At 63.7% G+C, this 23,841-nt stretch carries 20 protein-coding genes; 11 read left to right on the top strand and 9 right to left on the bottom strand.

Features of this window, described 5'->3' with window-relative positions:
- Nucleotides 1-6: 6 nt before the first annotated feature.
- The 3 genes from ACYCVF_RS27015 to ACYCVF_RS27025 all read right to left on the bottom strand — a co-directional run bounded on the left by ACYCVF_RS27015 (nt 7) and on the right by ACYCVF_RS27025 (nt 3,743).
- Nucleotides 7-2,262 (bottom strand): xanthine dehydrogenase family protein molybdopterin-binding subunit, encoded by a 2,256-nt coding sequence (locus tag ACYCVF_RS27015; protein WP_459601456.1) that lies wholly within the window; start codon nt 2,260-2,262, stop codon nt 7-9.
- A 1-nt stretch (nt 2,263) separates the two neighbouring features.
- Complete coding sequence (locus ACYCVF_RS27020; RefSeq protein WP_459601458.1) at nt 2,264-2,728, bottom strand: (2Fe-2S)-binding protein; 465 nt, start codon at nt 2,726-2,728, stop codon at nt 2,264-2,266.
- Between the two features lie 82 nt (nt 2,729-2,810).
- The gene (locus ACYCVF_RS27025) at nt 2,811-3,743 is read right to left on the bottom strand and encodes a helix-turn-helix domain-containing protein (protein ID WP_459601813.1); all 933 of its coding nucleotides are present in this window, start codon (nt 3,741-3,743) and stop codon (nt 2,811-2,813) included.
- A gap of 369 nt (nt 3,744-4,112) precedes the next feature.
- On the opposite strand from ACYCVF_RS27025, the gene ACYCVF_RS27030 reads away from it, so the two are divergent.
- The 6 genes from ACYCVF_RS27030 to ACYCVF_RS27055 all read left to right on the top strand — a co-directional run bounded on the left by ACYCVF_RS27030 (nt 4,113) and on the right by ACYCVF_RS27055 (nt 12,891).
- Complete coding sequence (locus ACYCVF_RS27030; protein ID WP_459601460.1) at nt 4,113-5,126, top strand: aldo/keto reductase; 1,014 nt, start codon at nt 4,113-4,115, stop codon at nt 5,124-5,126.
- A gap of 38 nt (nt 5,127-5,164) precedes the next feature.
- The gene (locus ACYCVF_RS27035; protein ID WP_459601462.1) at nt 5,165-6,010 is read left to right on the top strand and encodes a VOC family protein; all 846 of its coding nucleotides are present in this window, start codon (nt 5,165-5,167) and stop codon (nt 6,008-6,010) included.
- 28 nt (nt 6,011-6,038) lie between these two features.
- Nucleotides 6,039-6,506 carry a putative quinol monooxygenase gene (locus ACYCVF_RS27040; protein WP_459601464.1) on the top strand — a complete coding sequence of 156 codons (468 nt, stop codon included), beginning with the start codon at nt 6,039-6,041 and terminating at the stop codon, nt 6,504-6,506.
- 275 nt (nt 6,507-6,781) lie between these two features.
- Nucleotides 6,782-9,619: an ATP-binding protein gene (locus tag ACYCVF_RS27045; protein WP_459601466.1), complete on the top strand. Its 2,838-nt coding sequence runs from the start codon at nt 6,782-6,784 to the stop codon at nt 9,617-9,619.
- On the top strand, nt 9,612-11,360 hold the full coding sequence (locus tag ACYCVF_RS27050; protein WP_459601468.1) for a thiamine pyrophosphate-requiring protein: 1,749 nt from the start codon (nt 9,612-9,614) through the stop codon (nt 11,358-11,360). The genes ACYCVF_RS27045 and ACYCVF_RS27050 overlap by 8 nt, the downstream gene beginning before the upstream one ends.
- 76 nt (nt 11,361-11,436) lie before the next feature.
- Nucleotides 11,437-12,891, top strand: a complete 1,455-nt coding sequence (locus ACYCVF_RS27055; protein WP_459606683.1) for an acyl-CoA dehydrogenase family protein — start codon at nt 11,437-11,439, stop codon at nt 12,889-12,891.
- On the opposite strand, the gene ACYCVF_RS27060 is transcribed toward ACYCVF_RS27055, so the two are convergent.
- Nucleotides 12,855-13,484, bottom strand: a complete 630-nt coding sequence (locus tag ACYCVF_RS27060) for a helix-turn-helix transcriptional regulator (RefSeq protein ID WP_459601472.1) — start codon at nt 13,482-13,484, stop codon at nt 12,855-12,857. The two genes, ACYCVF_RS27055 and ACYCVF_RS27060, sit on opposite strands and share 37 nt — an antisense overlap.
- 107 nt (nt 13,485-13,591) lie before the next feature.
- Here ACYCVF_RS27060 and ACYCVF_RS27065 point away from each other — a divergent pair, with 107 nt between their 5' ends.
- Nucleotides 13,592-15,088 (top strand): acyl-CoA dehydrogenase family protein, encoded by a 1,497-nt coding sequence (locus tag ACYCVF_RS27065; protein WP_459606684.1) that lies wholly within the window; start codon nt 13,592-13,594, stop codon nt 15,086-15,088.
- 82 nt (nt 15,089-15,170) lie between these two features.
- Here ACYCVF_RS27065 and ACYCVF_RS27070 read toward each other — a convergent pair whose 3' ends face one another.
- Nucleotides 15,171-16,751, bottom strand: coding sequence for an MDR family MFS transporter (locus ACYCVF_RS27070; protein ID WP_459601476.1), 1,581 nt, complete (start codon nt 16,749-16,751; stop codon nt 15,171-15,173).
- Between the two features lie 155 nt (nt 16,752-16,906).
- On the bottom strand, nt 16,907-17,422 hold the full coding sequence (locus tag ACYCVF_RS27075) for a YcgN family cysteine cluster protein (protein ID WP_459601478.1): 516 nt from the start codon (nt 17,420-17,422) through the stop codon (nt 16,907-16,909).
- A 293-nt stretch (nt 17,423-17,715) separates the two neighbouring features.
- Here ACYCVF_RS27075 and ACYCVF_RS27080 point away from each other — a divergent pair, with 293 nt between their 5' ends.
- Genes ACYCVF_RS27080 through ACYCVF_RS27090 form a run of 3 tightly spaced genes read left to right on the top strand, consistent with a single transcriptional unit; the run spans nt 17,716 to nt 21,173 of the window.
- Nucleotides 17,716-20,004 (top strand): transglycosylase domain-containing protein, encoded by a 2,289-nt coding sequence (locus tag ACYCVF_RS27080; protein ID WP_459601480.1) that lies wholly within the window; start codon nt 17,716-17,718, stop codon nt 20,002-20,004.
- Nucleotides 20,005-20,013: 9 nt separating this feature from the next.
- Nucleotides 20,014-20,592, top strand: a complete 579-nt coding sequence (locus ACYCVF_RS27085) for a DUF1214 domain-containing protein (protein WP_459601482.1) — start codon at nt 20,014-20,016, stop codon at nt 20,590-20,592.
- Nucleotides 20,589-21,173, top strand: coding sequence for a DUF1254 domain-containing protein (locus ACYCVF_RS27090; protein ID WP_459601484.1), 585 nt, complete (start codon nt 20,589-20,591; stop codon nt 21,171-21,173). Before ACYCVF_RS27085 ends, ACYCVF_RS27090 begins: the two co-directional genes overlap by 4 nt.
- A 1,086-nt stretch (nt 21,174-22,259) precedes the next feature.
- Here the strand turns inward: ACYCVF_RS27090 and ACYCVF_RS27095 are convergent.
- Together ACYCVF_RS27095 and ACYCVF_RS27100 are read right to left on the bottom strand one after the other, a co-directional pair.
- Nucleotides 22,260-22,484, bottom strand: a complete 225-nt coding sequence (locus tag ACYCVF_RS27095; protein ID WP_459601486.1) for a hypothetical protein — start codon at nt 22,482-22,484, stop codon at nt 22,260-22,262.
- Nucleotides 22,485-22,530: 46 nt separating this feature from the next.
- Nucleotides 22,531-22,692: a hypothetical protein gene (locus tag ACYCVF_RS27100; protein ID WP_459601488.1), complete on the bottom strand. Its 162-nt coding sequence runs from the start codon at nt 22,690-22,692 to the stop codon at nt 22,531-22,533.
- A gap of 127 nt (nt 22,693-22,819) precedes the next feature.
- On the opposite strand from ACYCVF_RS27100, the gene ACYCVF_RS27105 reads away from it, so the two are divergent.
- Nucleotides 22,820-23,227, top strand: coding sequence for a GFA family protein (locus ACYCVF_RS27105; RefSeq protein WP_459601490.1), 408 nt, complete (start codon nt 22,820-22,822; stop codon nt 23,225-23,227).
- Between the two features lie 68 nt (nt 23,228-23,295).
- Here ACYCVF_RS27105 and ACYCVF_RS27110 read toward each other — a convergent pair whose 3' ends face one another.
- Nucleotides 23,296-23,826: a Spy/CpxP family protein refolding chaperone gene (locus ACYCVF_RS27110; protein WP_459601492.1), complete on the bottom strand. Its 531-nt coding sequence runs from the start codon at nt 23,824-23,826 to the stop codon at nt 23,296-23,298.
- Nucleotides 23,827-23,841: the final 15 nt, after the last annotated feature.

Below are 23,841 nucleotides of genomic sequence, written 5' to 3' on the forward strand. Positions count from 1 at the left end.
TCGCCCTCACACAAAGTCGATGAACTTGTTGAAAGGCATCTCGCGGATGCGCTTTCCGGTTGCGGCGAAGATCGCGTTGGCAAGTGCAGGCGCGGCCGGCGGCACCGGCGGCTCTCCGACGCCTCTCACTTTCGGATCGTTCTCGAGCCCGCGAACCTCGATGACCGGGCACTGATAGAGTCGCATGGCCTCATGGTGGTTGTAGTTGGTCTGCTGAACCGCGCCCTTGGCGTAGGTGAGCTCGCAATTGATGGCGTGGCCGAGGCCCCAGATGACTCCGCCCTGCACCTGGTTCTCGAAGTTGACGGGATCGATGACCTTGCCGACGTCGACGGCGACCCAGACCTTGTCGATCCTGATGCCTCTGTCCGTCATCGTGACTTCGACGACCTCGGCAGCCGGGGTCCCGAAGGACTCGACGAACGCGACGCCGCGCCCGCGGCCATTGCCGAGCGGTCCCTTCCAGTCCGACATCTGCGCGAGCGTCTCCAGCAATTTGCGGTAGTGCGGAACGGTGCACATCGCGATCCGCGCCTTCATGGGGTCGAGACCGGCCGCATGGATCAGCTCGTCGACGAAACTTTCGGTGAAGAAGCCCGATGTGGAGGCGCCGACCGACCGCCACGTTGTGCTCGGCGACAGTCCCTGCGCTTCGTAGCTCGTCGCCCGGAAATTGGGGATGTCGTAATAGACGTTCCACAGGCCGGCGGCCAATTGCCCGTCGGGATCCTTCGAGGGCGTGCCGGAACGTTCGAGCAGCCCCTTGAGCGGAGTTGTCGAGGCCAGTTGCAGATCGGCTGCGACGATCTTGCCCTTGTCGACGCTGCCCCGGTGCCGAGCGATCGCAATCTGCCGCGGAATGTCCTGGAGGAAATCTTCCTCGCGTGAGAACACCAGCTTGATCGGCGTGCCCTTCATCTGGTTGGCGATCTCGGCGAGAACGCGGACGTTCTCGTATTCGAGACGGTGACCGAAACTTCCACCGGTCCACTGGTTGTGGAAGGTGATCTGTTCCGGCTTGAGGCCGATCGCCGTCGCCGCGACATACTGCACGAAGCGCGGGCTCTGATGGCCAACCCAGATCTCCATGCCCTTGTCGGTGACGAGGCCGATACCATTCAGCGGCTCGAGCGGTTGATGCGCCACATAAGGTGCGCGATATTCGGCTTCGACGAGCTTGCCCGTCTTCAGGCCGGCTTCGATATCGCCGATTTTACGCCACTCCTTACCGAGGAATTCGGGCTTGAACGAGGACTCCAGCACCTTCCAATGGTCGGCCTGCTCGGCGGGATAGGCCGAGGGCGCCCACTCGCAAATGACGGCGTCGGCCGCCTTCATGGCGTACCAGCTGTTCGTCGCGATCACCGCGATGCCGTTCTTGATTTCGAGGACCTTCTTGACCCCCGGCATCGCAAGCGCCTTGCTGGCATCGTAGGATTTCAGCGGCTGCCCCTTGCCGGGGTTCAGCTTGACGGATGCGTACAGCATGCCGTCCTTCTTCTGATCGATGCCGAACTTCAACTCGCCCATGACCTTCGCGCGAATGTCGAGGCGGGTCATCGGCTTGCCCAGCATGCGCCATTTCGAGGGATCGCGCGGCTTGGCATCGAGCACCGGCGGAATTTTCGCGGCGTCCGCGGAGAGATCGACATAGGCGATCTTGGTGCCGTTGGGCAGGATCACGTGGCCCGATTGGGTGCGCAACTCAGCCACAGCGACACCCGACCGCTTGGCGGCGGCGGCTTTCAACGTCTCACGCGCGACCGCGCCGGCAACACGGAGCTTTTCGTAAGTATCCGGGAGCGTGCTCGACCCGCCGGTCATCTGCAGACCGGACTTTCGGAGCCATTCGAGCGACTTGGCGCGCGCTTCCTTGGCGGCCGGACTTTGGTCCGCAGCCACGAACGGCGCGAACTCGTCGGCGAAGCCTGTATTGAAGTAAGCCGGGCTCGGTCCTGCGAAGCGAACTTCGAACTGGCCGGGATCGAGGTCCATCTCTTCCGCAATCATGATCGGCTGCACCGAGCCGACGCCCTGGCCGATGTCGGCATGCTGCGCGATCAGCGTGATTTTATCCGGGCTGATCTCGACCCAGGGATTGAAGGTCACCGAGTTCGGGCCGAGTCCGGCGGTCAGCGGATTGTCACCGGCGGTGCTGGTGGCCGCTTCAGAGCCGGCGTAGGTGCCGAAGGCGATGCCGCCGGCGATTGCGGCGGAACCGACGACGAACGCCCGGCGGGAGAGGCTCTGCATGTGGCCCATGTCACTTCTCCGCCATCTTCTTCGCGGCCGCTGCGTGGATCGCCGCGCGGATGCGGGGATAGGTCCCGCAACGGCAGAGATTGCCGGACATCACCTGATCGATCTGCTCGTCGGTCGGCCGGGGGATCAGATCGAGAAGCGAGATGGCCTGCATGATCTGGCCGGTCTGGCAGTAGCCGCATTGCGGGACCTGATGCTCGATCCAGGCCTGAACGACCGGGTGCTGCTCCCTCTTGTCCAGCCCCTCGATCGTGACGACCGACTTACCCGCGACCTCGCCGATATGCGACTGACAGGACCGCACCGCCATTCCGTCGATCTGGACCGTGCAAGCGCCGCATTGCGCGACGCCGCAGCCGTATTTGGGACTGGTGATGCCGAGTTCGTCGCGCAGCACCCACAACAAGGGCATCTCGGGAACGGCGTCGACCTGCCGCTTGATCCCGTTCACCGTTAGCTCGATCATGTCGATATGTCCTCTTGCGAATCCGGTCGGCACGCCAGCACTGCCCGACTGGCTCTGATGGGTATTTCCGATTCCTGCGGGATCATGCGCAATCCCTGCGGTATCCCGCTTCGGGATCGGCTTTCGCGTCCGCCTGGCCACAGCACAGTTCACGATACTGCCCGGGCGTGAGACTTGCGGCCTTTCGGAACACGCGCGTGAAATTGGCCTGGGAGCCGAACCCGAATTCCAGCGCAATTTCGACCAGGGACAAACAATCGCGTGCGAGTTCGTGCCGCGCAGCCTGAACGCGGCGATCGGTCACGTAACGGTGCGGGGACAATCCGGTCGCTTCGCGAAACAGCCGTGAAAAATGATAGGGGCTGAGGCAGGCCTGGGCCGCCATATCCTCCAGCCTGATGTCGCTGCCAAGTGAGGCCTCTATATAGTCCAGTACGCGTTGGAGACGCCGGGGATCGAGCGATGGCGACTTGTCCGGTGCGCGCCAGCGGTCGATCGTATAATTCCCCAGAAGATGCGCGGCGAGCGCGACCTGGATCCCTTCCACGAACAACACGTCAGTCGACTGCCGCGGGCGATGAAGCAGATCACGCAGCGGCGCGCAGATGTGGAAGAGCACCTGGTCCGCGAGACCATGGGCGTAGGCGATCTCGACCTTGGCCGGATCGACGTCGTAATCCGCAAGAGCACTTTGGTCCAGCAGCGCGGGCGGAAGATAGAGGTGAAGACATTCCATCCGATCCGAAAGCTCGAGATGGCTCTCCTGCGTCCCCACCGGCACGAGGTAGCTCATGCCCGGCCGCGCAAGGCTCTTCTGGACTTCGCCGTTGCCGGCGCGGCACACCATCCCGCCACCTGACAGCAGCATGACGAGCTCGGTGCAGATGGGAACGGGCGTTGCCTGGCGTCCCGCCTCGAACTTGCGATGCTCGATGCTCAGCCCCGGCCAGTCGTTGGCCTCCGCGAGCTTCTCGCTGTTCCGATATTTCCGATCTCCATGCGTCGCGAGCGCCATCATGACCTCCGCTCGGTTGCGGCTAATCCCGGCACAATATCGCGCGAGCGATCATTCCATCCGGTGGTGAGTTGCAGCCCGGCCGCTGCCACGTCGATGCGAACTTCTCACAAGCGGTGACAGCGAAGTCCAGAGCCGGCGCGGTTAAAAGAGGTAAAAGGCAGGCAACGCAAGGGCTTGACCAACGTGCTCGATTGCGTTGAAGAGCCGATCCCGCCGCGGATGAGCAAGATGCGTCCGTCATCGCGCATGAATCGGAAATACCGCAGTGTTCGGACGAGCGATGGTCCATCGCACGGCCGCGGCAGATCGACCTTGTCGCAATTGTTCCGACGATGATCCCGTGCGTCACCAGCGAAGGATTGCATCATGGCCCTCAAGGATATTCTGCCGGGACGACTGGGTTTTGGAGCCGCGCCCCTCGGCAACATGTTCCGAGCAATCCCGGAGCAGGAAGCCGTCGCCACGGTGAACGCCGCCTGGGACGACGGCATCCGATATTTCGACACCGCACCCTTCTATGGCGCGGGTCTCGCCGAGATCCGCATCGGCGCCGCATTGGCCGGCCGGCCGCGTCATGAGTACGTGATCAGCACCAAGGTCGGCCGGCTGATACTCGACGAGATCGAGGATATCGGCGCCCGCGACCTCGGCGAAAAGGGCGACGTCTTCAGGTACGGGCGCCCGAACAGGATCGTGAACGACTACTCTGCCGAAGCGACCCTGCGCTCGATCGAAGACAGCCTGAAGCGCCTGGACACCGACCATGTCGATGTCGTCTTCGTGCATGACGTCGCGCAGGATTTCTACGGCGACGAGTGGCTGGCCGTGTTCGAAAGTGCGCGCAAGGGCGCGTTCAGGACGCTCGACCGGCTGCGCGACGAAGGCGTCATCAGGGCGTGGGGCCTTGGCGTCAACCGGGTGGAGCCGATCGAACTGCTGCTCGCCCTGGAAGGACCGCGCCCCGACGGCTTCCTGCTCGCCGGCCGGTACACGCTTCTCGATCACGCCCGCGCGCTTCAGCGCGTGATGCCGATGGTTGCGGAACATGAACTCGCCATCGTGGTCGGCGGCCCCTACAGTTCGGGCGCGCTGGTCGGCGGTCCGAATTTCGAGTATGCGCCGGCGCCCGCGGAAATTCTCAACAAGGTGGCGCGGATCAAGGCGATCGCCGATCGCTACGGTATCAGCATGAAGGCCGCAGGCCTGCAGTTCGCGCTGGCAAACCCGGTAGTCGCCGCCGTGATCCCCGGGGCAAGCCGACCCGGCCGCATCGCCGAGGACCGCGCAGCCCTTGACCAATCAATACCTGGCGATTTCTGGCGCGAACTTCGATCGGCCGGTCTCGTCAATCCAGCCGCTCCGCTACCGGACGCCGCGTGACCGACGCACGACATCACCCACTGACAGAGGAGACGAGAATGACCGACGAAGCCAGCAACGTTGCCGAAATCGAACGCCGCAGCCTGCTTCGCACGGCAGGCGCCGCGGTGATCACGGGTCTTGCGGTCGGCAGCATGCCGTCAGCCGCCTCCGCGGCTTCCGACGGCATGTCGCCAGCCGAGCGCAACGAGGCGCCTCTCGGCGCGCGACTTCAGGGCGTCCAGCATTTCGGGCTGACCGTCCAGAACATGGAGCGGGCCTATCAGTTCTATACGGAGGTGCTCGGCGGCACCGAAATCTTCCGTCACGGCGACTTCCAGGGCGACGGAGTGCAGAACACGCTGCTAGCAGACCAGGAGATCGAGGCAAATGCGCGCGGGGTCAATCCCCGGACGATCGGTGTCCCCGACTTGCGGAGCGGAGCGCAGCGGCTCGACGTCCGCTTCATCCAGTTCGACAACATGGTACTCGAACTGCTGCAATATCGTGAGGCCGATCAGCCCATGGGCAGCGCGAAGAGCTTTGCCGAGCCGCTGGAGCACATGAGCCCGGCTTTTCCGCGCATGATGCACATCTGCTTCTACGTTCGCGACGACGTCGACTTCAACAAGTTCATCGCCGACCTCGAAGCCGAATCCGCGCGCCGCGGCATGACACAGGTGAGAGCGAACCGCACCATCCGCGTCATGACGGAAGCAGATCGCAAGGCGGCTCCCCGCGACGCCAACACGAACCGCGTGACCGCGGAGCCCTCGAACGGCTGGGAGCTGATCTACTGCAAGGGTCCCGAGGGCGAGCAACTCGAATTCGTCAAAGCCCTCGACCCCGTCAAGAAGCGCTTCAGCGAGGCCTTGGCAAAGCGGCAGCAGAAAGTCGTGCGCTGACGCCTCCAACGCGGCGGGCGACCGTCAAATGTCGGTCGCCCCGAACTCACAATCACATGTGAAGGACGTCATCATGCAAACTCTCGTTCGCAATTCGCTTTGCGCCCTGCTGTCCGTCGCCTCGGTCGCCACGACGTCGCCGCCGGCCGCCGCCGGGGAAGCGCCGCGCGTGCGCTATCAGGAGATCCCGGAAGGCGCATATTCAGTGGTGGCACAGGTGCGAGCCAAGCCTGGGAAAGAAGACGCGCTACGCGCAGCCACCTTGCCGCTGATCGACCTGGTTCGCGGTGATCCCAAGAACCTGGTCTATTTTCTTCAGGAAGACCGCGCCAAACCCGGTCATTTCATCTTTTACGAGGTTTTCGCCAGCCAGGCTGATTTCGATGCGCATAACGCGATGCCTTATGTGAAGGACTGGTTCGCCAAGCTGCCGGAACTTGCCGATGGCGGGGTCGAAGTCTTGCGCATGGCCGTTCTTCGCATGCCAAAAAAGTAGCCATTACGCGCTCAAGAGGTGGGCCTCGCGCGGGCACTTGCCGGACGTGCCCGAGCGCTTTTGTCGCAGCAATCCCGCGGGCAGACGCCCGGGCATTCGTGCGAATTCAGAACGACTCTATTCAACAAGTTTGCAGTGCATGATAATTGCAGGCGATCTCCTCGATCGATCGGCAATGATCAATGCGGGCTGCCACGGAGACACGGCAACGGGCCACACGCCGACAGGAACTCTCATACTGTTTCGGTCCATTCAGACTGGTCCCCCGCCGCCAGTTGCTCCTGCTCGACGGTCGCCCGGTCAAGCTGGGCGGGCGCGCATTCGAGCTCCTGCACGTGCTGGTGCAGCGCGGCGGCGAATTGGTCAGCAAGAATGAGCTGATGGCGGCGGCCTGGCCGGGCACCTTCCTCCACGACAGCAATCTCAAGGTCAACATGTGGAGCTTGCGGCGTTCGCTGGGAGATACCCAGATCGAACCTGTCTACATCGCGACCGTGGCGCGCCGCGGCTACAAGTTCATCGCCGACGTCCGAGCCGACATCGGCGAAATCGAGGACAATCCGGCGCTCGCCGATCCGCTCCCCCTGTCCAATCCGCCATTGCTGCGCGGGATCGTCGGTCGCGAAGCGGAAATCGTCGAAATCGCCGGTCTGCTGGCCGACAACCGGCACGTGACCCTGGCTGGCGCAGGAGGAACCGGCAAGACGACGGTTGCCGTAGCGGTCGCCCAGGCATTTGCGCCACAATGTCCCGACGGCGTTTGCTTCGTCGACCTCGCCACGATCTCGGATCCGACGCTTTTCGGCGCGGCGCTTGTGACTGCACTGGGCATCAGGGGCACTACCGACAACGGCCTGGCTGCGGCCCTCGACTATCTGAGGGCGCGGCAGATGCTGCTCATCCTCGACAATTGCGAGCATGTGCTGCCCGCCGCCACGATCTTTGCCAGCAAGTTCATGACGGAGACATCGTCGTCCAGGCTGCTTGCGACGAGCCGCGAGCCGCTCGGTGCCGCCAGCGAGCATGTCGTTCGGCTTGGTCCACTGGCGGCACCGAAATCCGGCCTCGCCCTGACCGTCGATCAAGCCGTCAGATTTCCTGCGGTGCAGCTGTTCGTTCGCCGCGCCGCCGAATGGTCGGACTATCAGTTCGTCGATGATGATTGCGAGGCTGTCGCCTCGATCTGCCATTCGCTCGACGGACTTCCGCTGGCCATCGAACTGGCAGCAGCCCAGATCGGCAGGTTCAATCCTCGCGAATTGGTCGCGCTGCTCGACCAGAAGCTTGGTTTTCGCGCCACAAGCGCCGATGGCGCGCCGCCGCGCCATGAAACGCTGATGGCGACGATCGACTGGAGCTTTCGTCTGCTGTCGCAGAAGGAGGCCAGGCTGTTTGCCTTGCTGTCGGTGTTCAGTGACGCCTTTGAGGCCGAGGACGCGATTTTGGTCGCGGAGAGGTCGGGGCTCAGCCCGATCGACGTCGTCACCGGGCTCGGCAGCCTCGTCGCCAAATCGCTTTTGGGCGCGCAGGCCCGGGGTGCGAGCCTGCGCTACCGGCTCCTCGACAGCACACGCCGCTACGCCGCCGAGCGGCGCCAGGCCGACCCGGCCTGCGGCCATGCGCTGAACCGTCACGCGCAACGCATGCTCGCGCTGTTCGAACAGTCCGAGGACGAGTGGAACTGGCGTGAGCCGGCCGATTGGAGACAGCGCTATCTCGGTCGCATCGCCGATCTGAGAGCTGCGCTTTCATGGGCGTTCGGCGAGCACGGCGATGCTGTCCTCGGAATCAAGCTCACGGTCGCGGCGATCACCTTGTGGTCGGAAACCTCCATCCTGTCGGAAGCGCAGGCGCGGCTAAAGGAGGCGCTCGCCCTGGCCAAGACCGTCGCGTGCGACGACCTGTCGACGACGAAACTCGCCTGCGCTCTTGGATGGAGCCTGTTCTACGCCCGCAAGATGTCGAACGAGAACGAGGTGGCCTGGCTCGATGCGATCGCCTTTGCTAGGCGGGCCGGCAACATCGAGTACCAGCAGCGCGCACTGGTGGGTTTCGCCTTCTACCTGTTGCAGATTGGCGAGGTCGTGCGCGCCATAACCTATCTCGAGGAAGCCACGCAGCGCGCCGACCGGGACCGCGACTTGACGGCAACGTCGGAAGCGGATCGGGCCTTGGCCTGGGCCCACGCCTTTGCCGGCGAATTGAATAAGAGCCGCCCGGTTCTGGATCGTCTCGCAGCGACCTATTCGCTTGCCGAGGGCCGTTCGCGCAAGGATGCGAACGAGGTCTACCGGTTCATCACTGTCCGCTTCAACCTGCCCTTCGTGGCGTGGATGCAAGGGCAAGCCGACTACGCGGCGAGACTGGCCGGCGATGCCGTCGACGCCGCGGACCGCAGCGGCCATTGGGTGTCGCAGTCGAACGCACTTGGGCTCGCCGCACTTCCCATCGCGCTCGAAACAGGCAATCTGAACGACCTCGAGAGCTTCACCGAACGGCTGCGCGGCAATCTGGAACGTGAGCGCATCTCGCGCTGGGTTCCGGTCGAGCGCTATTTCTCCGCCTGCCTTCGCGACTTGCGGGGCGATCGGCGCGCGGTGGAAGATATCCAAGCGGCGATCGACGAACTGCTCGAATGTCGCTTCTTGATGCGGATCGGCAGCTATCTCGCGATGCTCGCCCGGGCCTATCTGCGGCAAGGGCGCATCGCGGAAGCAGGCGAAGCCATCGCGCGGGCGATCGACCATCAGGAACGTCAGGGCGAACGCTGGTGCCGGCCGGAACTTCAACGGGTCGATGCATCGGTGCTTTTCCATGCCGGCGAGCCGCTGCGCGCCGAAAAGCGGCTACAGCAGGCGCTCGCCGAAGCGCGCGCCATGGGCGCGAGGACCTTCGCATTGCGGATCTCCACCGACCTTGCAGCGCACTGGATTGCGACCGGCCGCAGGCCGCGGGCTGTTCGGCTGCTGGCCCCGATCTATGACGAGTTCACCGAGGGATTCGAGACGCCGGATCTGGTTGCCGCTTCGCGCCTGCTGCAGCGCATGCAACCAACTGCGAGCGGCTGCGGCCACTATCGCCAGGCGGGACCGGTGCACGCACGCGGTGCATAGCTGGCCTACCGCCTCGCTCGCCGCGCGCGCTTTACGCTTCCCGAATTTCCTGATCCTCTCTCCCCAATCGCCCGGATCAACCGGCCCGCCTGAGGAGAGAGACGCCATGAAGCTCGGCACCGCCATCGCGGAAATCATGAGGCGCGAGGGGATCGAGATCCTCTGCGGCTATCCGGTCAACCATCTGATCGAGCACGCGGCGAAAGCCGAGATCCGCCCCGTGATGGTGCGGCAGGAGCGCGTCGGCATCCACATGGCGGATGCGATCTCGCGCGTGACGTCGGGGCGCAGCATCGGGGCGTTCTGCATGCAGCATGGGCCTGGCGCGGAGAACGCGATGGGCGGCGTTGCGCAGTGCTTCGGCGAATCCGTGCCCGTGCTGGTGTTGCCGATGGGCTATCAGCGCCGGCTTGCGCATATCGAGCCGAACTTCAATTCCAGCGAGGCAATGAAGCCGTTCGCGAAGTCGTCCGAGCCGATCATCCTTGCGAGTGAGGTCGCCAACATCTTTCGCCGTGCCTTCACCAAGCTGAAGAACGGCCGCGGCGGGCCGGTCATCGTCGAGATTCCTTCCGACATGTGGAATGAGGAGGTGCCGGAGCCGCTCGATTACACGCCGGTTCTGCGCACCCGCTACGGCGCTGATCCCGTCCACGTGAAAGAGGCAGCCCACCTCCTGGTCAACGCCAAACGACCGGTGATCTATGCCGGCCAGGGCGTGCATTACGCGCAGGCCTGGCCGCAATTGAAGCGGCTTGCCGAACGGCTTGCGATCCCCGTCACCACCAGCCTCGGCGGCAAGTCGTCGTTTCCGGAAACGCATCCGCTATCGCTCGGCTCGGGCGGCCTCGCCGTGCCCCGCGCGGTGCCGAAGTTTCTGAGCGAAGCCGACGTCATCTTCGGCATCGGTTGCTCCTTCACAGAGACCAATTTCGGCATCGCGATGCCCAGGGGCAGGACGATCATCCATTCCACGCTCGACCCCAATCATCTCAACAAGGATGTGGAAGCGAAGATCGGCCTGGTCGGCGATGCCGGCCTCGTGCTCGACGCGTTGCTGGAGGAGATCGGAAAGGCCGTCACCACGGATCGCGACGCCTCGGCCGTCGCGGCCGAGATCGCCGCCTCGCACAAGGAATGGCTGGCGAAATGGATGCCGAAGCTCACCAGCAACGACGCGCCGCTGAGCCCCTATCGCGTGCTGTGGGACCTTCAGCACACCGTCGACATCAACAACACCATCATCACCCATGATGCCGGCAGCCCGCGCGACCAGCTTTCGCCGTTCTGGAAATCGGTCGAGCCCCTCACCTATCTCGGCTGGGGCAAGACGACCCAGCTCGGCTATGGCCTGGGCCTTGCGATGGGCGCCAAGCTCGCAAAGCCCGACAAGCTCTGCATCAACGTGTGGGGTGATGCGGCCATCGGCTTCACCGGCATGGACTTCGAGACCGCGGTGCGCGAGCGCATTCCGATCATGTCGATCCTGCTCAACAATTTCTCGATGGCGATCGAACTGAAGGTGATGCCGGTCTCGACCGAGAAATATCGCTCGACCGACATCTCCGGCGATTATGCCGCCATGGCGCGCGCCTTCGGCGGCCATGGCGAACGCGTGACGAGGCCCGAGGACATCATCCCCGCGATCAGGCGCGGCATCCAGAAAACCAGGGAAGGCGTGCCGGTGCTGCTGGAGTTCATCACCAGCAAGGAGACCGAGGTGTCGCGGCCGGGGGCATAGATCACCCGCCTCCGCGCACAAGCTGTGTCACGCGATCGGCTGGGGCGGTGAGAGATGCATCTCCCACCGCCCCATCATGGCTCACACGTCAACTGCCTATCAATTGGCACGGCATGCTCACAATACGCACACCCAGAACCATTTTAGATATGTAAAACTGTCTTTATGCGCTTGTGACCCAAAGGCAGCGGCGATGATCGACTTTACCCTCACGTCGTACCAGCGCCGCTTGCAGCGCATCGCACGTGAGTTCGCCAACGAGACCCTCGCTCCGCTGGTGCGTGCCGCTGACGAGGAACCCGATCCACAAAAAGCCTTTCAATCGGTCAGGGGCGCCTATGTGGAGAGCTATAAGCTCGGCTTCGCGACGGGCTTCATACCGAAGAAGTACGGCGGCGGCGGCATTTCCAACGTTGACCTCCAGATCGTGGTCGAGGAGATTTGTGCGGTCGATCCCGGCTTCGCCACCATCCTGCTCGTCAACGGCCTGGCCTTGATGCCGCTGGTCTGGTTCGGGTCGAACGCGCAGAAGCAAAAATGGCTAGCGCCAGCAACCAGCGATCCGCGAGGCGAGTACCTCGCCGCGTGGACCGTGAGCGAACCGGCAGGAACTCCAGGGGGGACGGCCCATTTCGATGGTCCGGCGCCCTATCCCGCCGGCATCGGCCTCACGGCATTCCACGACAGAAAGAATGGCGAATACGTACTCAACGGACGCAAATACTGGCCGGTGAATGCCGGCGGCTGGGACCTGCAGGGCGCGGACGTCAACGTCTGCATCGTCCGAACCGATCCGCTCGCCGATGGATCACGCGGCCTCAGCGCCATCGTGGTGCCGCGCGGAACCGCGGGCATCTCATACGAACAGCCGATCTCCAAGTCCGGGCACCGCCTCTGCCAAAACAATTCCATGTTGTTTTCCGACTGCCGTGTGCCCGAGGAGAACGCATTCGCGGTCGGTGACGGCGATCTCGTCATCAACAAAGCGTTCACCTGGTCCGGGCCAGTGGCGGCTATCGCCTCGGTCGGCGTGGCGCGGTCGGCCTACGAATACGCGTTGTCGTGGGCCAAGAGGTACACCGGAGGCGGCGAAAGACCGATCATCAACCACCAGATGGTCGCGTATACACTCGCAGAGGTCGCCATGAAGGTCGAGGCTGGCCGCGCCTTCGCCTGGAAGGCCGCCCATTATCACGACCTCCACAACGCCGACGGCCACGCGATCGGCCCCATGGCGAAGGTCTTCTGCAGCGAGATGCTGTTCAGCGCCGTCTTCCAGGCGATGAAGGTGGTCGGCGTGAACGCGCTCGACAGATCGCACCCGCTTGAACGCTATCTCAGGGAAGCGTCCGTTTTTCCGCTATATGATGCCGGCAACATCGGCATGCAAATGCGGAAGATATGCGCGGTCATGGCCGAGCCGGATTTCGACCCGCGCGCAATCGCGAGATCGGCCGCCACACCGTTCGGAAAGAAGGCGCCGCCGGCGGAGGTTCAGGCCGTCGGCACGAATTTGAAACGGCAGGCCTGACCGCCGCGCTGCATACACTCCTGGTGTTCGATGGGTGCTCCCATCAGGCCAGAAAGAAACCCGAGATCGAATTGGCAGACCTCCGTGTAATCCTTTGAGAGATCGTGAAAAACGCAGTTCTTGCACTCGATGCGAGGCAGCTTCTCACCTTTGCCGGGCGAAATCACACGCGCAGCAAATCCGGTCTCGTTCATGATCTTCACGATCTCGACGACACGCTCGACTCGCGTTTTTCCGACCAGGCGTGGGATCGCCGCTGACGACATGTCGACTCCGAGTTCGAACATGTACGAGCCAAACTTCGCAGCGCCGATCTTCTTGCGCAGGGTCTCGAACATCACCCGCGAGAACCACGAATAGCGCTTGGGGAAAAGATCGATTCCGCTCTCGGTGAGAGTGTACAGGAAGCGGGGACGCCCGCCGCTCTTCGACGAGGTGTGCTGCACATATCCGGACCTTTCCATACCGGATAGGTGCTGTTTCACCGCGCTGCGAGTAATATCGATTGCGCTCGCGAGTTCATCCACCGAGAGCCCAGCTTTCGATTCCAGAAGTTTGGTCAACAGCTTCTGCTGGGTGTCGCCGACAATCACGCCAAGCCCTCCTCAGAAAATCCGAGCCAGATGTATCTCAACAGAGTCTCCGGCGCTGCACAATTCCACGCGCAAACTGCCCAAAACCGAACCAAACTGCATCAGACATGTGCGCTTTTGTATATTTAAACAGTAATAACTGCCTAAACTATCTTCTTCCGCCGATCCGGGTTCGGGAGGATGATGCACGTGGGAGGCAAATCGGCCGGGGCTTCCGCTTCCAAACAACCGAAACACGCATCCAACGGAGAACTTGCATGGCGATCGATTTCACGATGTCCGCAGAGCAGCGGAAAATTCAGAAAATGGCGAGGGACTTTTCCGAAGGGGTCTTGGCTCCGGTCATACCGGCGGCCGACAAGGAGCCCGATCCGATGCTGGCATATCAGATGACAAAGGGTGCCTATGTCGAGGCCTACAAGGCCGGCATCGCCATGGCGATGCTGCCGAAGGAGTACGGCGGCGGCGGATTGTCTTGTCTCGACTTCGTGATCGCAGCCGAAGAAATCTGCGCAGTCGATCCCGGCTTCGCCTGTACGGTCTTATGCAACGGCCTCGGCCTGATGCCCGTGTCCTGGTACGGGACCGAAGAGCAAAAGAAGCGTTTCATCGGCGCGGCGACTTCCGACCCCACAGGCACCTATCTCAGCGCCTGGACCGCAGGCGAACCGCCCGGCGGCACTGGCGGCACCGCGAATTTCGACAGCCCGCAGCCCAAGGCCGGCATCGGCATGACCGCGGTGCGCGATGGCGACCACTTCATCATCAACGGCAAGAAGAAATGGTCCTCGTCCGCTGGCTGGGATGGACTTGGCACTAACACACAAACGGCGATCATCCGAACCGATACCACCGTCGGAGGCACCGAGGGACTATCGGCCATCGTGATCGAGCGCGGAACGCCGGGCATTACCTGGACTTTCCTCGACAAGGAAGGACATCGCACGACTTCGAACGCGTTCATCGTGTTCAAGGACGCCAGAGTTCCCGTGGACAATCTACTTCCTGGCGCTCAGGGCAATGGCGACTTCGTGATCAATAGAAACTTCGCCTGGTCCGGCCCGGTCGCTGCCATCGCCGCCGTCGGCGTTGCCAGAGCGGCCTACGAAGATGCACTCAAGTTCCTGAAGAAGAACACCGCGGGGTCGCTCACCCCAATCATCCGCTTCCAGAACGCCGGTTATGTCATGGGCGACATCGCGGCAAAGATCGAGTCGGCGCGCTATTTCTCGTGGCGCGCAGCGGACTACCTCGACAAGCATTCGCAGCATGCTGAGCTGCTCGGAGCCATGTGCAAGATCAACGTCACCGAGACGATGTTCGAGTGCGTCTACAGGTGCATGCAGATCGTCGGCGTCAACAGCCTGAGCACCGAATTCAAGTTTGGCAAATATCTGCGCGAAGCCGCAGTGCTGCCGATCTACGACGGCGGCAACATGGGCATGCAGAGGCGGCGCGTGCACGGTGTTATTGCCGATGAAAATTTCAATCCCCGCGCGATCATGGACGATGACTTCGTCAAGTTCGAGAAGTCGATGGAAGCGATCGGCACGGTTGCCGACCCGCTGTCCAAATCGCGCGGGATCATGCAAGCCGCCGAGTAGCTTCTGGAGACTGAAAAGGAAGCCGTTCCCGGTCGGAGCGGCTTCCGACCTTCTTGAGTGCCGGCCGCCGTGACGGGAGAGCCTACTCCGCCATCTCCACCTGCGGCTTGACGGTTGGACCGGCCAGCGGCCGCTCCTCCATCGCGATCAGGCACAGCGCCGCGGCGGTCATCAACGCGGTGGCAGCACCGAACACGTAGCGGAAGGCGTGCCGCATGTCGTCGGCGGGGATCGTGACGGCGCCCGCGGCGTGATGCTCGCCGGCGAGCGGGATGTCGGTGCCGAGCGCGATCAACAGGATCGCCGCGAAGGCCGCGACCGTGAACGAGGACATCAGCGATCGGAAGAAGTTCAAGGCGCCGGTGATGGTGCCGACCTGCGGCCGCGCGACCGAATTCTGCACCGAGACCACGCAGACCGGAAACGTGGTGCCGAGGCCGAGCGCAAACGCCGCCATCAGCGTCAGCAGGGCCCATAGCGGCAGCGTCGTCAGCGTGAGGCCGAGGCCGCACAGCGCGGCCCAGGACGTGCCGACGATGGCAACGCGCTTGTAGTGCTTGGCCCGCGCCATCGTGCGCCCGGCGATGGCCGCACCGCAGGTCGAGACGGCCGCCAGCGGAATCAGCGCAAGGCCCGCCTCGCTGGCACTGAGGTGATAGACCGACTCATAATAAAGCGGGAGCTGGACCGTGAGGCCCGTGATCGCGCCGAGCGCGCAACCGCCGGCCATCAAGCCGAACGGTACGACGCTTCCGCCGAGCAGCGGCAGCGGCAGGAACGGCTCGTCGGCCCGTCGGGCGTGCCACACGAACGTCACCGCGAGCGCGACGGCGCCCCCCACCATCGCGAGAACGGTCGGCGACAGCCAGGCATAGCGCGTACCGCCCCAGGTCAGCACCAGCATGAAGACGACGGCGGAGGCCATCAGCAAGACGCCGCCGAGCCAGTCGACCTTGCGCTTGCGGTGGAACACCGGGATCTTTCTCATCTTGGGCAGCAGCAGCGCCAGCGCGGCGGCCGAAAGCGGCAGGTTGATCCAGAAGATCATCGACCAGTGCAGATGCTCGGCGAACACGCCGCCGATGACGGGGCCGAGGATGCCGCCAACCATCCAGACGCTGGAGAAATAGGCCTGGTACTGGCCGCGCTCGCGCGGGCTCACGACGTCCGAGATCACGGTCTGCACCACGGGCATGATGCCGCCGCCGCCGAGGCCCTGAAGCCCGCGCGCCAGGATCAGCATCGGCAGGTTCGGCGCGATCGCGCACAGCACCGAGCCCGCGACGAACAGGCTGAGCGAGATGATGATCATGACGCGGCGGCCGTAAATGTCGCTGAGCGTGCCGAACACCGGCGCGACGGCGGTCGAGGCGAGCAGATAGGCTGTGATCACCCAGGAGAGATTGGAGACGTCCTGGAACTGGCGCCCGATGGTCGGCAGCGCGGTCGCCACGATGGTCTGGTCGAGCGCCGCCAGGAACATCGTCAGCATCAGGCTGATCACGATGGTGCGGACCTCGTCCTGCGACAGCGGCACCGGCGGCGCGATCGACGGCGCGTCATCGACGCTCAACACCTCGCTGGGAAGGCGGGACAGCTCTTCGGCGATGTCGTCAGGCAATGTCTGGACGTCGGCAGCGCTCTGCCGTTCGAACTTGTTCATCTCGATTGGACGTCATGTGGCGGCGCAACACCGCGGAGGATTCGTTCTATGCAATCCAATGTAGACAGCAAAGTTCTTCCCGGGCAGGCACCACGGCGCATGGGTGCATCCCGCCGAGGGGCCATCCCGAACACGTGATCCAATCGCGCGGCGGATCAGTCCTTCGGACGTCGCTTCAGGCGGGCCCGTTTCGGCAGCACGGCGGGCCATTGCACGATGTGGTCCTCCAGCTCCTCGTCCGGAACATCCTCTTCGCTTCCCTCGACGCGGCCGCGCACGGAGACGCCGGCTTCATGCACGGTGTTGGGATCGCCCGAAACCAGCGGATGCCACCAATAGAGGTCGCGACCTTCTGCGACGAGCCTGTAGCCGCAGCTCGGCGGCAGCCAGTTCAGGGTGCGGACATTGGCCGGGGTCAGGCGAACGCAATCCGGAACCTTGTCGGAACGATTCGGATAGTCCTTGCAGGCACAGCTGGCGCCATCGAGCAGCTTGCAGCCGATATGGGTGAAATAGATCTTGCCGGTGTCCTCGTCTTCGAGCTTGTTCAGGCAGCAACGCCCGCAGCCGTCGCACAAGCTTTCCCATTCGGGCCCCGACATCTCTTCCAACGTCTTGGTTTTCCAGAAGAATCCTTCCTGGCCGGAAGGTCGTTTGGGAGCTGCGGTCATGCGCCTCAACAAGAGTTCGAAAGAGCTACGGCGAGAGCCATCTAGGGCGTGCGGCCGCAAGGGTGCAAGCGAGGCCCCTTCAAGGCCCGTAATGAACCGGGGTCAATTAGGTCTGTTGTTCAAAATCGCGAGCGTGACCATTGGTTTATGGGCCCCGCTCGGCTAGAAGGAACAGCAAGTCCCTCGGATGCTGACCGGGCGCCTTGGGTTTGCCGCAACATTCCCGCAAGACGTCTCGATGCCGCCCCGGCCGGGTGCTTGAACGCTTTCGAAGCAAGCCGCAAGGGTTCTAGGTGCGCCAGATCATACCACCGCATTGGAAGCAGAAGGTCCGGAATTTCTTCCTCGACCTCGATGCGCGCATCGACTCCTCGCTGTTCTCCTCGGCCAAGGGCATCCGCGAGCTCTACGAGCGCTACTCGACCTTCATGGACCGCTTCTATGTCGGGCGGTGGAAGCGCTGGGTGTTCATCGAACCGCTGTCGGAGGCCGCGACCCTCGGGCTCGGCGGTCTGGTCGTCATGCTCACCCTCGCCATTCCCGCCTTCCGCGAAACCGCGGACGAGGACTGGCTGAAGAAGTCAGATCTCGCCGTGACCTTCCTCGACCGCTACGGCAATCCGATCGGCAGCCGCGGCATCAAGCACAACGACTCGATCCCGCTGGAAGACTTTCCGGACGTGCTGATCAAGGCCACGCTGGCGACCGAGGACCGCCGCTTCTACGAGCATTTCGGCATCGACATCGCCGGCACGGCGCGCGCGCTCGTCACCAACGCCCAAGCCGGCGGCGTCCGCCAGGGCGGCTCCTCGATCACCCAGCAGCTCGCCAAGAACCTGTTCCTGAGCAACGAGCGCACCATCGAGCGCAAGGTCAACGAGGCCTTCCTCGCGATCTGGCTGGAATGGCGCCTGACCAAGAACGAGATCCTCAAGCTGTATCTCGACCGCGCCTATATGGGCGGCGGCACCTTCGGCGTCGACGGCGCGGCGCATTTCTACTTCAACAAGTCCGCGCGCGACGTGACGCTGGCGGAAGCGGCGATGCTCGCCGGCCTGTTCAAGGCGCCGACCAAATACGCCCCCCACATCAACCTGCCCGCCGCCCGCGCCCGCGCCAACGTCGTGCTCGACAACCTCGTCGACGCCGGCTTCATGACCGAGGGCCAGGTGTTCGGCGCCCGTCGCAACCCGGCCTTCGCCGTCGACCGCCGCGACGAGGCGTCGCCGAACTATTATCTCGACTACGCCTTCGACGAGATGCGCAAGCTGGTCGACACCTTCCCGAAATCCTACACCGAGCGCGTCTTCGTGGTGCGCCTCGCCATCGACCCCAACGTGCAGAAGGCCGCCGAGGACGCGGTCGAGAACCAGCTGCGCCAGTTCGGGCGCGACTATCACGCGACGCAGGCGGCGACCGTCGTCGCCGATCTCGACGGCGGCGTCCGCGCCATGGTCGGCGGCCGCGACTACGGCGCCAGCCAGTTCAACCGCGCCACCGACGCCTATCGCCAGCCCGGCTCCTCGTTCAAGCCCTACGTCTACACCACCGCGCTGCTGAACGGTTACACGCCGAATTCGATCGTGGTCGACGGCCCGGTCTGCATCGGCAATTGGTGCCCGCAGAATTATGGCCATTCCTATTCCGGCTCGGTGACGCTGACCCAGGCGATCACGCGCTCGATCAACGTCGTGCCCGTGAAGCTGTCGATCGAGATCGGCCGGAAGAGCGAGCCCAAGGCGCAGAACCCGGCCAAGGTCGGCCGCGCCAAGATCGTCGAGGTGGCGCGCCGCTTTGGTCTCAAGGCGCCGCTGCCCGACACGCCGTCGCTGCCGATCGGCTCGGACGAAGTCACCGTGCTCGAGCATGCGGTGGCCTACGCGACCTTCCCCAACCGCGGCAAGGCGGTCACGCCGCATGCGGTGCTGGAGGTGCGCACCGGCGCAGGCGACCTCGTCTGGCGCTGGGACCGCGACGGTCCGAAGCCGCGGCAGGCGATCCCGGCTTCCGTCGCCGCCGACATGGCCGGCATGATGAGCCACGTCGTCAGCGAAGGCACCGCGCGCCGCGCAGCGCTCGACGGCATTCCGACCGCGGGCAAGACCGGCACCACCAATGCGTATCGCGACGCCTGGTTCGTCGGCTACACCGGCAATTTCACCTGCGCGGTCTGGTACGGCAACGACGACTATTCGCCGACCAACCGCATGACCGGCGGCTCGCTGCCGGCGCAGACCTGGCACGACATCATGCTCGTGGCGCATCAGGGCGTCGAGGTCAGGGAGATCCCCGGCATCGGCATGGGCCAGAAGTTGCCGCCGCAGCACATCTCCAACGCGCAGGCCAATGCGGCGGCGAAGGTGCTGGAGACCAAACCCGGTCCGCCGCCGGTGCTGACCAAACGCGGCGCCGACATCCTGGTCCGCGTCGAGAAGCTGCTGGATGATGCAGCCAGGACCGCGAACAAATCGACGGCAAATGACGGCACACCGGCCAAGCCGGCCTCGTCGACGAGCGCGCTCGCCTTCCCGCAGAACTATGCGGAAGAGAACGCCAACGCTTCCGCCCCGCGCAAGAACTGATCGAAACCCGTGCGGCTGATCCTGATCACATTGACGGCGCTCCTTCTCGCAGGCGTGGTTGGCGTCGGCGCGACCTGGATGACGACGACGCGCGGCACGGAGATCGGTGCGCTGACCATCGGTCCCTGGACCGCGCGGCCGCGCACCGGCACGGCGGACGTCGATCCCTATTCGCGCGCCACCATCGTGCGCAACGGCGAGCTGCCGATCGGCACCGGCGACGGCGTCGCCTTCACCGCGACCCGCGACGACAAGAAGAAGGCACTGGACGGCCGCTGCGACGTCGTCGTTTCCGGCGTGACGCCGCCGGCGCGATTCTGGACGCTGACGCTGTACGATCGCAAGGGCCACCTCGTCGCCAATTCGCTGCAGCGCTACGGCTTCACCAGCCAGGAGATCGTCCGGCAGTCCGACGGCTCGTTCGAGATCCGCATCGCCTCGCGCTCGCGCGCCGGCAACTGGCTGCCGACCGGCGGCATCGAGCGCTACGCCTTGATGCTGCGCCTCTACGATACCCCGGTCGGCGTTGGGACCCGCACCCAGCGCGATGCGCCGATGCCCAGCATCAGGACGGTAGGCTGCTCATGATCCGGCTCGTGTTCACCGTCATTGCCGGCGTGTTGCTGGGCCTCGTGGTCCATCTCGTCAGCGTGCTGGCGCTGCCGCGGATCGCGACGCAGGACGCCTATTCGCGGCTGACGCCGATGACGACGGTGAACGCCGTGACCCAGCTTCCCCTCGCCGATCCCGGCAATTCGCCGATGCCGTTCATGGACCCGGCCTTCGCGCTGGCGATCTGCCGCTACGATCTGTCGGGCGGACCGATCAAGCTCACGGTGCCGGTGAGCCAGGCCTACACCTCCGTGTCGTTCTACACCCGCAACGAGATCGCCTACTACGCCATCAACGACCGCTCCGCGGGCCGCAAGGTGATCGAGCTCGACCTGATGACCGAAGCGCAGCACAGCGAGCTCCCCGAGGACGAAGAGGTCACCGCGGCCGACCGGCTGATCATCGATTCCCCGACCACGACCGGACTGATCCTGATGAAGGCGCTCGCCCCCGAGCCCGGCCTGATGCAGCAGGCGCAAGGCTCGCTCTCGGCCGCGACCTGCGCGCCGCAGACCGAGCCGCCGGCCAAGGCCGAGGCGCCGCGGCGCCGGCGGTGAGCGCGGCCATTTCGGCGCTACGAAACATCAAAGTGCGAAAACAACCCCATGCACAGTAGCGAGGCCATTGAAATCACTATGCTCTTCTGCCAGCGCTGACGAAGCTGCCGAACGACGTGTGCGCTCTTTTGACTCGTCGGGCAAAACACTGGCAGAATGCCATCATCGAAAGTTCATCGCACCCGCACGGAACAATCCGCCGCGGGTTTTTTCATGTCGGAGCAGAGATTGCCATCGACGAAGGATCTATCGTTCTCCACTGCACGCATGGGCACATCCAGCAAGACGGACTGGTCGGTGGCCAGTTGGATGCACGATGTGCCGTTCAGGCAGTCCGGGAGCGGCAATTACGGCAGCGTAGTCGATTGCGTTTGGAAAAGGATGTGATGGTGGTCCCTGGATCAGCCCGCTACCAGCATGCAGTGACGCAGCTCCCGCTTTCGGCCGTAGCGCCTATTGTCGCGCTCAAAGCTGATGTCAGCTTTTTGGACCCGTAGCAGACGTCGAAGTCAGCCACCTCGTGGCGTCCGGGATCCGTCCTTGGCGGACTCCAGTCGACGCTGCTCGCCGGGAACTGCTCGTCGACGTTGCCTCAGCAATCTGTGAATTCTGCGGCCACGAAATGGGTTTGGAACGACTTGCTGATTGCCAAGTTTTCCCGATACCCTTCCCCAAGGGTAGCTGCCTTCCCCAGGGCAGTTTCAACAGCCCCAGCTTCACCGCCCTGAAGCTGGGGTCCTTTGCTGCCTCGACAAATGAGTCTGAAGACCTCAGGAGGCGTTGATGCAAGGTTATCACTCATTCCTTCTTGTCCAACGGTTGAACGACCTCTCTTCTCAACTGTCAGATCTGCAACACCTCCGGCTCAAGGTCGAAGAGGCAGAGCGACGCGCCCGCGCTTTACCTGCATTACCTTCGTCTCCGAGCACTCAATTGCGCCTCGCGGGCCAACATCCTCCTGAGCGCGTCATGGACGGCGCTTGGCCGGAGAGCAGCGATGCCCCGCCGCGGCCGCCATCGGTCAAAGCAACTCATTTTCCTGCCCACCTGCAACGAAAGCGGGGGCTAAGCCGACTCATTGAATGACTACTGAACGCAGCTCAGCGCTTTTGTCGTCCTTGCCGTTGGGCTGCCACCGCCCCCGCCGTTCCCTTTGCCATTGTTACCGGCCGGGCCAGCGCCGGACTTTGCAATTGCATCCGACGTCAGGGACGTCGATAGCAGGAGCGTCATGGCCGGAGGCGTCACGGCAGCGAACTTTCCGCACGTCTTCAGGAATTCACGACGGTCATCATCTTCCGAACTGTTCATTGGCGATCACCTCTTAATCAGTGACACTCAAAGCGCGGCGCTCAAATCAAAACTCGCTGCTGGAATGGTCGCGGCACTGGAGCAAGACGATTTCGATGCGTTCGCGCGACTTGACGCAGACTTCCATCAGCCCTGTTCCGTGGCGTGCCGCGACGGTCGCATCCATGATGCGCATGATCGCGACCCAGAACCGGCGGTCCTGGTTCATGCATCACGGCCGGATGGCAGCAGCTGTCACGCGACAGTAGGACGCAATCGCAAATCGATTGCGGGCGTTGAAGCGGCTCGCCCCGAGAGCTATCGATCGGCCAAACAACTTTCGATCGGAGGAACGCATGAGCACCATCACGGGCGGCTGTCACTGCGGCGCAATCCGTTATGAGGCCGATGGAGACGCGATCGTGCACGCGCTGTGCCACTGTCGCGATTGCCGGCTTCACGCCGGCGCGCCCGTCGTCGGCTGGACGATGTACGCCGACGATGCGGTCAAGCTGACCAAAGGCGCCCCGAAGGTGTACCACTCCTCGGAGCATGGCCGGCGGCATTTCTGCGGCGACTGCGGCACCGGGCTGTTCTATGTCAATGCCAGCATGCTGCCGGGCATGATCGACATCCAGAGCGCGACTTACGACGATCCCGCGGCCGTGCCGGCAACGATGCAGATCCAGGTCGCCGAGCGGCTGCGCTGGATGGAGCATGCGCACGAACTGCCGGCTTTCGACCGCTATCCTCCACAGCCCTAGCGGCGGCCGAAGACGCCGGCTCTTTTGGCGTCATCCAGGGATTGGCAACGCCCGGCTCGGGCGCCAGCTCATTGATGATGGCGATGGCGTTGCGCAGCACCGCCGGACGTGTACCCGCGCAGCTCGGCGTATGTTGCCAATTGCGCCTGATCGAGAACCGCCGCGGTGCGCAGGTGATATTTGAGATGGGCCTGCCGCAGCTCGCCCTGCGTCTTCGCGATGGCTGCCGTGGCGGATCCCAGACTTTCGTCGGTGATCGTGCGGCTGGCGAACTGTCGGTCCAGATCCGCCTCCTTCTCGATCAACCTGTTGCCGATGGGAGTGGTCTCGGTCTTCATCTCGGAGAACATCTCCTCGACCTTGCGCCGCTGCTCCGGATTTAATCCGAGCTGGTCCGCGATCTCAAGCACGTGGGAAGGCCCGGGATATCCATTGAGCTCGGCCGCGAGCGCGAGCCCCATGCCGCGACCCGCCCGCAGATCGCCGATCTGCTGGTCCGAGAGCGCCTTGATGTGGCGGGACTGCATGCCGGCGTACGGCGTCTGCGCCCAGGCGGCGGCCGGCGCGAGCAAGGCGATGATCAAAACGACGATCTTCATGATTTTTCACCCATG

The sequence above is a fragment of the Bradyrhizobium cedriense genome, assembly GCF_054602315.1.

Bases quoted from the DNA above. Each gene is read 5' to 3' on its own strand.
- ACYCVF_RS27065 (WP_459606684.1), top strand. From the start codon at position 13,592: ATGTGCGCTTTTGTATATTTAAACAGTAATAACTGCCTAAACTATCTT.
- ACYCVF_RS27030 (WP_459601460.1), top strand. From the start codon at position 4,113: ATGGCCCTCAAGGATATTCTGCCGGGACGACTGGGTTTTGGAGCCGCG.
- ACYCVF_RS27100 (WP_459601488.1), bottom strand. From the start codon at position 22,692: ATGAACCAGGACCGCCGGTTCTGGGTCGCGATCATGCGCATCATGGAT.
- ACYCVF_RS27040 (WP_459601464.1), top strand. From the start codon at position 6,039: ATGTCGGTCGCCCCGAACTCACAATCACATGTGAAGGACGTCATCATG.
- ACYCVF_RS27015 (WP_459601456.1), bottom strand. From the start codon at position 2,262: ATGGGCCACATGCAGAGCCTCTCCCGCCGGGCGTTCGTCGTCGGTTCC.
- ACYCVF_RS27090 (WP_459601484.1), top strand. From the start codon at position 20,589: ATGATCCGGCTCGTGTTCACCGTCATTGCCGGCGTGTTGCTGGGCCTC.
- ACYCVF_RS27105 (WP_459601490.1), top strand. From the start codon at position 22,820: ATGAGCACCATCACGGGCGGCTGTCACTGCGGCGCAATCCGTTATGAG.
- ACYCVF_RS27075 (WP_459601478.1), bottom strand. From the start codon at position 17,422: ATGACCGCAGCTCCCAAACGACCTTCCGGCCAGGAAGGATTCTTCTGG.
- ACYCVF_RS27055 (WP_459606683.1), top strand. From the start codon at position 11,437: ATGGCTCACACGTCAACTGCCTATCAATTGGCACGGCATGCTCACAAT.
- ACYCVF_RS27025 (WP_459601813.1), bottom strand. From the start codon at position 3,743: ATGGCGCTCGCGACGCATGGAGATCGGAAATATCGGAACAGCGAGAAG.
- ACYCVF_RS27035 (WP_459601462.1), top strand. From the start codon at position 5,165: ATGACCGACGAAGCCAGCAACGTTGCCGAAATCGAACGCCGCAGCCTG.
- ACYCVF_RS27110 (WP_459601492.1), bottom strand. From the start codon at position 23,826: ATGAAGATCGTCGTTTTGATCATCGCCTTGCTCGCGCCGGCCGCCGCC.
- ACYCVF_RS27020 (WP_459601458.1), bottom strand. From the start codon at position 2,728: ATGATCGAGCTAACGGTGAACGGGATCAAGCGGCAGGTCGACGCCGTT.
- ACYCVF_RS27095 (WP_459601486.1), bottom strand. From the start codon at position 22,484: ATGAACAGTTCGGAAGATGATGACCGTCGTGAATTCCTGAAGACGTGC.
- ACYCVF_RS27070 (WP_459601476.1), bottom strand. From the start codon at position 16,751: ATGAACAAGTTCGAACGGCAGAGCGCTGCCGACGTCCAGACATTGCCT.